This window comes from Roseateles sp. (assembly GCF_965262435.1).
Taxonomy (GTDB): domain Bacteria; phylum Pseudomonadota; class Gammaproteobacteria; order Burkholderiales; family Burkholderiaceae_C; genus Paucibacter_A.
This window is the reverse complement of record NZ_OZ253537.1, coordinates 2,597,888-2,609,156: the sequence shown is the minus strand read 5'-3', so window position 1 is coordinate 2,609,156 and position 11,269 is coordinate 2,597,888. Positions and strand designations below refer to the sequence as shown.

At 63.4% G+C, this 11,269-nt stretch carries 10 protein-coding genes; 1 reads left to right on the top strand and 9 read right to left on the bottom strand.

Going from position 1 to position 11,269, the window contains the following annotated elements; genetic code table 11:
- Positions 1-160: 160 nt before the first annotated feature.
- On the bottom strand, positions 161-2,569 hold the full coding sequence (gene ppsA / locus ACQY39_RS11190) for a phosphoenolpyruvate synthase (protein WP_428506204.1): 2,409 nt from the start codon (positions 2,567-2,569) through the stop codon (positions 161-163).
- Between the two features lie 208 nt (positions 2,570-2,777).
- Between ppsA and ppsR the strand changes: the two genes are divergently transcribed.
- Entirely contained in the window at positions 2,778-3,599 is an 822-nt protein-coding gene (gene ppsR / locus ACQY39_RS11185; protein ID WP_428506202.1) for a posphoenolpyruvate synthetase regulatory kinase/phosphorylase PpsR, read from the top strand.
- Here ppsR and ACQY39_RS11180 read toward each other — a convergent pair.
- Genes ACQY39_RS11180 through bamA form a run of 8 tightly spaced genes read right to left on the bottom strand, consistent with a single transcriptional unit; the run spans position 3,596 to position 11,260 of the window.
- Positions 3,596-4,384 carry a TrmH family RNA methyltransferase gene (locus tag ACQY39_RS11180; RefSeq protein ID WP_428506200.1) on the bottom strand — a complete coding sequence of 263 codons (789 nt, stop codon included), beginning with the start codon at positions 4,382-4,384 and terminating at the stop codon, positions 3,596-3,598. The genes ppsR and ACQY39_RS11180 overlap by 4 nt on opposite strands.
- On the bottom strand, positions 4,381-5,019 hold the full coding sequence (gene rnhB / locus ACQY39_RS11175; RefSeq protein ID WP_428506198.1) for a ribonuclease HII: 639 nt from the start codon (positions 5,017-5,019) through the stop codon (positions 4,381-4,383). The genes ACQY39_RS11180 and rnhB overlap by 4 nt, the downstream gene beginning before the upstream one ends.
- On the bottom strand, positions 4,991-6,136 hold the full coding sequence (gene lpxB, locus ACQY39_RS11170; RefSeq protein ID WP_428506196.1) for a lipid-A-disaccharide synthase: 1,146 nt from the start codon (positions 6,134-6,136) through the stop codon (positions 4,991-4,993). Before lpxB ends, rnhB begins: the two co-directional genes overlap by 29 nt.
- A gap of 4 nt (positions 6,137-6,140) precedes the next feature.
- Positions 6,141-6,935: an acyl-ACP--UDP-N-acetylglucosamine O-acyltransferase gene (gene lpxA, locus ACQY39_RS11165; RefSeq protein WP_428506194.1), complete on the bottom strand. Its 795-nt coding sequence runs from the start codon at positions 6,933-6,935 to the stop codon at positions 6,141-6,143.
- A gap of 13 nt (positions 6,936-6,948) precedes the next feature.
- On the bottom strand, positions 6,949-7,392 hold the full coding sequence (gene fabZ / locus ACQY39_RS11160; RefSeq protein WP_428506192.1) for a 3-hydroxyacyl-ACP dehydratase FabZ: 444 nt from the start codon (positions 7,390-7,392) through the stop codon (positions 6,949-6,951).
- On the bottom strand, positions 7,389-8,420 hold the full coding sequence (gene lpxD / locus ACQY39_RS11155; protein ID WP_428506190.1) for a UDP-3-O-(3-hydroxymyristoyl)glucosamine N-acyltransferase: 1,032 nt from the start codon (positions 8,418-8,420) through the stop codon (positions 7,389-7,391). The genes fabZ and lpxD overlap by 4 nt, the downstream gene beginning before the upstream one ends.
- A gap of 3 nt (positions 8,421-8,423) precedes the next feature.
- Positions 8,424-8,933 carry an OmpH family outer membrane protein gene (locus ACQY39_RS11150; RefSeq protein WP_263519571.1) on the bottom strand — a complete coding sequence of 170 codons (510 nt, stop codon included), beginning with the start codon at positions 8,931-8,933 and terminating at the stop codon, positions 8,424-8,426.
- Positions 8,933-11,260 (bottom strand): outer membrane protein assembly factor BamA, encoded by a 2,328-nt coding sequence (gene bamA, locus ACQY39_RS11145; RefSeq protein ID WP_428506187.1) that lies wholly within the window; start codon positions 11,258-11,260, stop codon positions 8,933-8,935. The genes ACQY39_RS11150 and bamA overlap by 1 nt, the downstream gene beginning before the upstream one ends.
- Between the last annotated feature and the right edge of the window lie 9 nt (positions 11,261-11,269).

Here is an 11,269-nt window from a genome sequence, read left to right as displayed (position 1 = left end):
CTGCAACAGGGGAAGGCGCAAGCCACATCATGCGAGCACACAGGGGCGACTGTCGATACCGGAAACCCGGCCCCGCAGCGCGACCGACAGGCCGCCCGGTGCCACGCAAGAAAAAAGGCCCGCACGAGGCGGGCCATTCAAGAACAGGGTTCAGCTCAGCTCAACGCTTGGCCAGACGCTGCCAGGTCTCGATCACGGTATCCGGATTCAAGGAAATGGACACGATGCCCTCACTGGCCAGCCAGTCGGCGAAGTCCGGGTGGTCGCTGGGCCCTTGGCCGCAGATACCGATGTACTTGCCGGTGGCGCGGCAGGCGGTGATGGCGCGCGAGATCATGGCCTTGACGGCGGGATCGCGCTCGTCGAAGTCACCGGCCAGTTGCTCCAAGCCGGAGTCGCGATCCAGGCCCAGGGTCAGCTGGGTCAGGTCATTGGAGCCGATCGACATGCCGTCGAAATGCTCCAGGAACTGCTCGGCCAGGATGGCGTTGCTGGGCACCTCGCACATCATGATGACGCGCAGGCCGTCCGTGCCGCCATCGGCGGCGCGCTTGAGGCCACGCTCGGCCAGCATGCCGACCACGCGTTCGGCCTGGCGCACCGTGCGCACGAAGGGCACCATGATCTCGATATTGCTCAGGCCCATATCGCTGCGAGCGCGCTTGAGCGCCTCGCACTCCATGGCGAAGGCATCGGAGAACTCGCCGCTGATGTAGCGCGAAGCGCCGCGGAAGCCCAGCATCGGGTTCTCTTCATCGGGCTCGTAGCGCGAACCGCCGATCAACTTGCGGTACTCATTGCTCTTGAAGTCCGACAGGCGCACGATCACCGGGCGCGGGTAGAACGCAGCCGCAATGGTGGCGATGCCTTCGACCAGCTTGTCCACGTAGAAAGCGCGCGGCGAGGCGTGGCCGCGCGCCACCGACTCGACCGCCTTCTTCAAATCAGCATCGATATTCGGATAGTCCAGGATGGCCTTGGGGTGGACGCCGATATTGTTGTTGATGATGAATTCGAGGCGGGCCAGGCCGACACCGGCGCTGGGCATCTGGGCAAAGTTGAAAGCCAGCTGCGGATTGCCGACGTTCATCATGATCTTGATCGGGCAGTACGGCAGCTCGCCACGATGGACTTCGCTGACTTCCGTTTCCAGCAGACCGTCGTAGATATAGCCGGTGTCGCCTTCCGAGCAGGCCACAGTCACCAGCTGACCATCCTTCAGCGTCTCGGTCGCGTCACCGCAACCGACCACGGCCGGAATGCCGAGTTCGCGCGCAATGATGGCGGCGTGGCAGGTGCGGCCACCGCGGTTGGTGACGATGGCGGCGGCGCGCTTCATCACCGGCTCCCAGTTCGGGTCGGTCATGTCGGTGACCAGCACATCGCCGGGCTGGACCCGCTCCATTTCGCTGATGTTGTGCACCAGACGCACCGGGCCGGTGCCGATCTTCTGACCGATCGCGCGGCCCTCGGCCAGCACGGCGCTGTGGCCCTTGAGCTTGTAGCTGTGCTCGACCTGGCCTTCGGCCTGGCTCTTCACGGTTTCGGGGCGTGCCTGCAGGATGTAGAGCTGGCCATCGACACCGTCGCGGCCCCACTCGATGTCCATGGGGCGCTGGTAGTGCTGCTCGATGATGAGTGCGTACTTGGCCAGCTCGATCACTTCCGCGTCATTGAGCGAATAGCGGTTGCGCGCTTCCGGCAGGGTGTCCACGGTCTTGACCAGCTTGCCCGAGGCGGCCCGCTCTTCCGGCGAGGAGAACTCCATCCGAATCAGCTTGGATCCGAGGTTACGTCGGATGATGGGCAGCTTGCCACGGGCCAGAGCCGGCTTGTGCACATAGAACTCGTCCGGGTTAACGGCGCCCTGCACCACGGTCTCACCGAGGCCGTAGCTGGATGTGATGAAGACCACATCCTTGAAGCCAGACTCGGTGTCGATGGTGAACATCACGCCGGCCGAACCGAGGTCGGAGCGCACCATGCGCTGCACACCGGCTGACAAGGCCACGTCGGCGTGGGCGAAGCCCTTGTGCACGCGGTAGCTGATGGCGCGGTCGTTGTAGAGGGAGGCGAACACCTCCTTCATCTTGTGCAAGACCTCTTCGATGCCCACCACGTTCAGGAAAGTCTCCTGCTGGCCGGCGAAAGAGGCGTCGGGCAGATCTTCTGCCGTGGCCGAGGAACGCACGGCAAAGGACACGCCAGGGTTGTCGGCGGTCAGCTGCGCAAACGAGGTACGGATCTCTGCTTCCAGGTCGGCCGGAAAGGGTTGCGCCTCCAGCCAGCCGCGAATCTCAGCACCGGCCTCGGCCAAAGCGCGCACATCGTCGGTGTTCAGGGTCGACAGGCGCGCCTCGATGCGCTTGTCCAGGCCTTCGTGCTTGAGGAACTCGCGGAAGGCGTGCGCGGTGGTGGCAAAGCCGCCAGGCACGCGAACGCCCGAATGGGCCAGTTCCGAAATCATCTCGCCGAGGCTGGCGTTCTTACCGCCAACGACCTCGACGTCGCTCATCCTCAGATTCTCAAAGGGGACGACCAGGGCGGTCGGCTCATAGCGTGCAGACATGGGAAAACTCCGTGATGTTGAAAATTCCGGAGTCCCGCCGGGGCGCCCGCAGCGCCCCCCATGAAATGCAGCCACACGGCATCCCGGCCGATTCTTTGTAATTCTGTTTGTGAGGCGGGGATGGTCATGGCGCGAAGGCAGGACATTTCGAGCGATTCTACGGGCAGGCCCGACTTATGATGAAGAAAGACTCTAGAGCATTCCGACCATGCCCAATCGCACCGTGTACTTTGTCTCGGACGGCACCGGCATCACCGCCGAGACCTTTGGCAACTCCATCCTGGCCCAGTTTCCTGGCAAGCCGCGCCATGTGCGCCGCCCCTTTGTGGACACGGCCGAGAAGGCCCACCAGGTGGTGCACGAGATCAACCAGACCAGCGAGCAAGAAGGCCGGCGCGCCATCGTCTTCGCCACCCTGGTCAACCGCGAGGTGCTGCAGGTCGTGCGCGAGCACTGCAAGGCCCTGGTGCTGGACATGTTCAACACCTTCATCGAACCGCTGGAAGAAGAATTCCAGGTCAAGAGCAACCACCGGGTCGGCCGCTTCTCGGATGTGGCGCGCAGCCAGGAGTACCACGACCGCATCGAGGCCATCAATTTCTCGCTGGCCCACGACGACGGGCAGTCGGCCAAGAACCTGGAGTCGGCCGATGTGATCCTGGTCGGCGTGTCGCGCAGCGGCAAGACACCAACTTCGCTCTACCTGGCCATGCAGCATGGCATCAAGGCCGCCAACTATCCGCTGATCCCGGAAGACTTCGAGCGAAGCAAGATCCCGTCCATGCTGGAGCCGCACAAGCGCAAATGCTTCGGTCTGACCATCGACCCGGAGCGCCTCTCGCAGATTCGCAACGAGCGCCGCCCGGGCAGCAAGTACGCCGACCTGATGAACTGCCGCTACGAGGTCAATGAGGCCGAGGCCATGATGAAGCGCAATGGCATTGCCTGGCTGTCATCGACCCACAAGTCGATCGAGGAAATCGCCACCACCATCCTGCGCGACATCCGGCCGGACCGTTTGATCTATTAACGCTGCGCCACCAAGCGCTGACGCGCCGACTCGTACAGGCAGATGGACGCTGCACTGCCGACATTCAGCGATTCTTCTCCGCCGGGCTGAGGAATGCCCACGGTCAAGCTGCAGCGAGCCATCAGCTCCCCCTGAACGCCCTGCCCTTCATGGCCCATGACCCAGGCGCAAGGGCTGGGCAGTTGGACCTGGTGCAGTTGCGCTTCGGCATAGGAGCTGGTGGCCACCAGCGGCAGCTTCAAGGCGGCCAGGTCCTCGGGCGCCAGGCCCTCGATCAGACGCAAACCGAAATGCGCGCCCATGCCGGCACGCAAGACTTTGGGTGACCACAGAGCCGCCGTGCCCTTGAGCGCCAAGACCTGGCGAAAACCCATGGCCGCCGCGCTGCGCAAGATCGTGCCCACATTGCCGGCGTCCTGCAGGCGGTCCAGCACCACGGTGTCCGCCTCGGGTGTCAGGTCTTGCCCAGCATCCAAGGGCACTTCAAAGCCGATCTGCGCCGGCGACTCCAGGCCGCTGATCTGCTTGAACAAGGCCAGCGGTACGACCAACTGGCGCGGTGCCGCGTCACCGAGAGCGCGCAACACCGGGTCCGCCGCGGCCGCCTCGGTCAACACTGCCTGCAGCACCGGATGGCCACGTTGCAAGCAGGCGCGCACCAGATGGTCGCCCTCCAGCCAGACGCTGCCCAGCTTGCGATAGGCGCCGCCATCCTGGCTGAGTTTGCGCAGGCGCTGCAAAGCGGGGTTGTCCCGCGAGGTGATGTGAAGAATCTGACTGCTCATGCGCTCTCGATGATCTGGCGCACCGGGCCGAAGCTGCGCCTGTGCCAGGCGGTCACGCCGTGGCTGCGCAAAGCCGCCAGGTGCTCGGCCGTGGGGTAGCCCTTGTGGCCGGCAAAACCGTATTCAGGGTGCAACTCGTGCATGGCCATGCATTGGCGGTCGCGCGCCACCTTGGCCAGGATGGAGGCCGCCGAGATCGCCTGCACCTTAGAGTCACCCTTGACGATGGCCTCGGCCGGAATCTTGAGCACGGGCAAGCGGTTGCCGTCGACCAGCACCTTAGCCGGCTTCAGACGCAAGCCCTCGACCGCCCGCTTCATGGCCAGCAAGGTCGCCTGCAGAATATTCAAGCGGTCGATTTCTTCGACGCTCGCTTCAGCGATGCAGCAGCACAAGGCTTTGGCACGGATTTCGTCGAACAGGCGCTCGCGCTTCTTTTCGGTCAGGACCTTGGAATCGGCCAGACCCATGATCGGATTGGCATCATCGAGGATGACGGCAGCGGCCAGCACCGGGCCAGCCAGGGGCCCGCGGCCAGCTTCGTCGACGCCAGCCAGCAGGCCGATACCATCCCAGCTCAAGCCCAATTGCTGAGGCTGGCCGAAATCAGCAGCCGAGGACTTGCGCGATCGCATCGCAGGCCTTTTGCGCGGTATTGCAGCGCAGCAGCTCATGTTGTTGCTGAAACATTGCCCGCGCCCGCTCGCAGCGCGGCGCGTCGTCCAGCCAGGCCAAGCCTTCACGCGCCAGAGCCTCGGGCGTGCACTGATCCTGGATCAGCTCAGGCACGATGAACTCACGCGCCAGCACATTGGGCAGGCCCACCCAGGGTTGGTAGTTCTTGCCCTTCATGCGCCACCAGTTGAGCGCATGCATGCGGTAGGCGATCACCATGGGCCGCTTGAACAGTGCCGCCTCCAGCGTGGCCGTGCCGCTGGCCACCAGGGTGATGTCGCAGGCAGCCAGGGCCTCGTGCGAACGACCATCCAGCAGATCGAGCTGCAAGCCCGGCGCGTACCGAGCCACCAGCGGATCAATGAGCGAGCGCAAGCCCGGTGCCACCGGCATGACAAAGCGCAGCTCGGGCCGCGCGCGTTGCATCAGGACCGCGGCGCGCAACAAGGGTTCGGCGATGTAGCGGATCTCGCTGCGGCGGCTGCCGGGCAGCAAGGCGACGACGGTGTCGGCATCGCCTAACTTCAGCGCTGAGCGGGCCTGGGCTTGCGGCGGTTCCAGCGGAATCGCATCGGCCAAGGGATGGCCCACATAACTGGCGCCGATGCCATGGGCTTGCAAAAGCTCTGGCTCGAAGGGAAACAGGCAGAGCACATGGTCGGCCGAACGCTTGATCTTCTCGACCCGCTCGGCACGCCAGGCCCAGATCGAAGGGCAGACGAAATGCACCGTCTTCACGCCCGCTTCGCGCAAGCGCTGCTCGAGGCCGAAATTGAAATCGGGTGCATCCACACCGATGAAGGCGGCCGGCGGCTGGGCCAGCAGGCGGTCACCCAACTGGCGGCGGATGGCCAGCAGCTCGCGGATATTGAGCAAGGCATCGACATAGCCAAACACCGAGAGTTTGCTCGATGGCCACCAGGCCTCGAAGCCACGGGCGGCCATGCGCGGGCCGCCAATGCCCTGGGTCTTGAGCTCGGGCCAGCGCGCTTGCAGGCCCTGGATCAGCAAACTGGCGAGCAGGTCTCCGGAAGCCTCGCCGGCCACCAAGGCTAGGCTCAGCGAAGGCTCAGCCATGGGATCAGCGCACCAGACCGCGCTTGGCGCTGGCGATGAAGTCCAGCATCAGCTGCACATCGGCCTGAGAGTCCTCGCCCTGCTCGGCATGCAGCGCCGAGATCTGCTCGACCGACTGCTCCAGCGTCAGGCCGCTGCGGAAAATCAGCTTGTGCAGCTGACGGATCACGGCGATGCGTTCATTGCTGAAGCCGCGGCGGCGCAGGCCCGTCAGGTTGACGGCGCGCACAGCCAGCGGGTTGCCGTCTACCGTCATGAAAGGCGCGACATCCTGCGACACATGGCCCTGGAAACCGATCATGGCGTGAGCGCCGATCTTGACGAACTGGTGCACGCCGGTCAGGCCGCCAATCACCGCCCAGTCACCCACATGCACATGGCCGGCCAGCGTGGCGTTGTTTGCCAGCACGCAGTGATTGCCCAGCTGCACGTCATGGGCCAGATGCACATAGGCCATGATCCAGTTGTCGGACCCGACCCGGGTGATGCCCTCTTCCTTGAGCGTGCCGGTGTTGAGCGTGCAGAACTCGCGCACGGTGTTGCGGTCGCCGATCACCAGCTCGGTCACTTCGCCACCATGGCTCATGTCCTGCGGCATCGCACCGATGGAGCTGAACTGGTAGAAATGGTTGTCGGCACCGATAGTGGTGCGGCCTTCGATCACACAGTGTGGGCCGATGCGGGTGCCCGCGCCAATCTTCACCTGCGGGCCGATCAGCGTGTAGGCGCCGACCGTGACCGAACTGTCCAGCTCGGCAGCGGGGTCGATGAGGGCCGTCGGGTGAATCCTGCTCGTCATGTCGCGCAGTGCCTCAGGCTTCGATACGGCGCATGGTGCAGATCAGCTGCGCCTCGCAAGCCAGCTCCTCGCCGACCATCACCTTGCCGGTGAACTTGTAGATGCCGGCCTTGGCGCGGTCCAGGGTCACATCCAGCAGCAACTGATCGCCGGGCTCGACCACACGCTTGAAGCGCGCGTTGTCGATGCCAGCAAAGTACACCACCGTGCTTTCATCGAGCACCGTGCCGTTGCTGTCCAAGGCCAGCAAGGTAGCGGCCTGGGCCATGGCTTCGAGCATCAGCACACCTGGCATGACCGGGCGGTGCGGGAAATGGCCGACGAAATAGGGCTCGTTGATGCTGACGTTCTTGATCGCCTGGATGCGCTTGCCCTTCTCGATCTCGAGCACGCGATCCACCAGCAGCAGCGGGTAACGGTGCGGGAGCTTTTTGAGAATTTCGTGGATGTCCATCATGTTGAATTCTTCTTCTCTAGTGCGCGGATGCGATCGCGCAAGGTATGCAATTGACGCAGTGTGGCCGCGTTCTTTTCCCAGCTGGCATTGTCGTCGAAGGGGAAGACGCCGCTGTACTGGCCCGGCTGCTTGATACTGCGGCTGACCACGGTGGCGGCCGACACATGGACATGGTCCACCAAGCTCAGATGCCCCAGGATGATGGCGCCGCCACCGACCGTGCAATGGGCGCCGATGCGCGCGCTGCCCGCCACACCGGCGCAGCCGGCCATGGCCGTGTGTGCGCCGACATGGACGTTGTGGCCGATCTGGATCAGGTTGTCGAGCTTGACGCCGTCTTCCAGCACGGTGTCCTCGAGTGCGCCGCGGTCGATGCAGGTGTTGGCGCCGATTTCCACATCGTTGCCGATGCGCACGGCGCCCAGCTGCTCGATCTTTTCCCAGCGCCCTTGTGTCGGCGCGAAGCCGAAGCCGTCTGCGCCGATGACCACGCCCGCATGCACGATACAGCGCTCACCGATCTGGCAATCAAAGCCCAAGGTCACGCGAGCCGCCAGACGGCTGCCGGATCCCACGCGGGCATTGCGCTCGACCACACAGTGCGAGCCGATCTGGGCGTCGTCGCCGATTTGCGCACCGGCCTCGATCACGGCCAAAGCGCCGATGCTGACATTCGCGCCAATCAACACACTCGCGTCAATCACGGCACTGGGATGGATGCCTGCCGCAGGGCGCGGGCGCACGCGCGCTGCCCACCATTGGGTGAGCCGCGCGAAATAGAGGTAAGGATCGGGCGTGACGATGGCGGCACCGCGGGCCGCAGCGGCCTCGGCAAAGGCCGGCGCCACGATCACGCAGGCCGCTGAGCTGCTGGCCAGCTGCGCCTGGTAGCGCGGATTGGACAGAAAGCTCAGCGTGCCCGCATCAGCCGCTTCCAGCGGACCGATGCGCGTGATCTGCGTTTCGGACGCACCATGAAGATCGCCGCCCAAGGCGGCGATCACATCAGCCAGTGAGACTGCGCCCACTGATTACTTCTGGGCGTTGAGCGCGTCGATCACCTTCTTGGTGATGTCCACGCGGGCGCTGAAGTGGATGGCATCTTGCAAGATCAAGTCATACTTTTCAGCATCGAAGATCTGCTTGATGACCTTGTTGGCGCGGTCGACGACAGCTTGCAGCTCTTCGTTCTTGCGCTGGGTCAGGTCTTCCTGCCATTCGCGGCGCTTGCGCTGCAGATCACGATCCAACTCGACCAAGTCGCGCTGGCGACGGTTGCGCTCGGCTTCCGACAAGGTCGGCGCTTCCTTTTCCAACTTCTCAGCGGAATTGCGCAGCTTGGACTCGATGTCCTTCAGCTCTTTCTCGCGCTTGCCGAATTCGATTTCCAGCTTCTGGGTCGCAGCCTTGCCGACATTGGCTTCGCGCAACACGCGGTCGCTGTTGACATAGCCAATCTTCAAGTCCTGCGCCTGCACGCCCAGCGTCGACACAGACATCATGGCAGCCAAAGCCACCGCCTTAAAAAGCTTGCTCTTCATCAGAATGCAGTCCCGATCTGGAATTGGAATTTTTCGATTCTATCTGTTGGATGTTTGCGCAAGGGCACGCCATAGCTCAGACGCAGCGGACCCATGGGTGAGACCCAACTCAAGCCGAAACCTGCCGAAGCCCTCAGCATGGAGGTGCCGTTCTTCAAGGTGTCGAAATTGATCTTTTCATGCTCGGCCCAGACGTTGCCGGCATCGACGAAACCGAACAGGCGGAAGGTCTTGTCATTGCCACTGCCCGGAACCGGCAGATAGAGTTCGGCATTGACGTTGACGCGGCGGTTGCCGCCCGAGTAGGAACCGGTCACATCAACCGGGCCCAGAGAGCCCGCTTCGAACACACGCACCGAACCGAGGCCGCCGGCGTAGAAGTTCTTGAAGATTGGATACGGCCGGCCGCCAATGCCTGCGCCCCAACCCAGCTCACTGTTCAAGCCCAGGGTGATCTTGTTGGTGATGGGGATGTAATGCTGGTACTGCAGATTGGCACGCACGTAACGCGCATCTCCGGCCGGGCTCATTTCCAGGTTGATACGCTGGTACTTGCCGAACATGGGCGAGATGATGCTGTCGCGGCTGTCGCGCTGCCAACCGATGGTCAGCGGCAAGGACAGGCTGTTGTTGCCGAAGGCGCGGCCGTAGAGCAGATAGCTCAGGGGCAGGCCCTGGTTGGTGGTCATCTTGGTGCGCTCGTAGCCGACCCCGAAGAACACCGTGTCCTGCTCCGAGAATGGCACACCAAAGCGGATCGAACCGCCATGCGTGATCATCTCGAACTGCTCACCCAGATTGTTCAGCGGCTTCTGTGTCCGGTAGAACACATCGAGCGCGCGCGAGACGCCGTCGACCGTGAAATACGGATCCACCGTGGACAGCACCAAGGCGCGGCCGACCGAGGAGGTGTTCACTTCCACGCCCAGGTAATTGCCCGAGCCGAAGACGTTTTCCTGCTTGATCGCGCCGGTGAAGGACAGCTTCTGCTGGCTGGAATAACCGGCACCGACCTGGATATTGCCGGTCGGCCGCTCTTCCACCGTCAAGATCACATCGACCTGATCCTGCGCACCGGCGACCTCATTGGTGTCGACGGTCACTTCCTTGAAGTAACCAAGGCGTTCAACGCGGTCACGCGAGGCCTTGATACGACGACCGTCGTACCAAGCCGATTCGAACTGACGGAACTCGCGACGGATCACTTCGTCCCGGGTGCGGTTGTTGCCGGCGATCAGCACGCGGCGCACATAGACGCGACGGGCCGGCTCGGCCACGAAAGTCACCACCACTTGGCCGGTGGCCCGGTCAATCTCGGGGCGGCTGTCGACACGCGCGAAGGCGTAGCCGAAGCTACCGTACAAATCGGTGAAGGCGCGGGTCGTCTGGGCCACGGCCTCGCCCTGGTAGGGCTGGCCGGGGCGCAGCAACACCATGCGGCGGAAGTCCTCCTCGCGCCCCAGGAACTCGCCTTCCAGCTTGACCGCGGTCACGGTGTAGGGCTGGCCCTCATTGACCGTGACAGCGATATTGATGCTCTGCTTGTCCGGCGAGATCGTCACCTGGGTCGAGGTGACAGCGAACTCCAGATAGCCGCGGTTCATGTAGTAGGAGCGCAGCGTCTCCAGATCGGCATTGAGCTTGGTGCGGGAGTAGCGGTCGGTCTTGGTGTACCAGGTCAACCAGCCACTGCTGGTCTGCTCCAGCAGACCCAGCAAGGTGCTTTCAGAGAACACCTTGCTGCCCAGGATGCGCACTTCGCCAATCTTGGCCGGCTCGCCTTCGCTCACGGTGAAGCTGACGTTGACGCGGTTGCGCTCCAACGGCGTGATGGTCGTGGTGACCTCAGCACCGTAGAGGCTGCGCGTCAGGTATTGGCGCTTGAGCTCCTGCTCGGCGCGGTCGGCCAAGGCGCGGTCAAAGGGCTTGCCCTCGCCGATGCCCACGTCCTTCAAAGATTTGCTGAGCGCTTCGGTGTCGAACTCCTTCAAACCGATGAAGCTCACATTGGCAATGATGGGCCGCTCTTCAATCATGATGACGACATCGTTGCCGTCAATATTGATGCGCACATCCTTGAACAGGCCGGTCGCGAACAGGGCGCGCAAGGCCGCAGCGCCCTTGTCATCGTTGTAACTGTCGCCGACGCGGAAGGGCAAGGAGGCAAAGACGGTGCCGGGGTCGGTACGCTTCAGACCCTCGACGCGAATATCCTTGAGAACAAAGGGATCCACCGCCCAGGCGGCGCCTGACTGCAGTGTGGCCGCAAGGGCCAAGGTCAGGATGGAGGGGCGCAGGGGCGCTCCCGTTCTAAAGAATGAGGACATGCAAGTAGA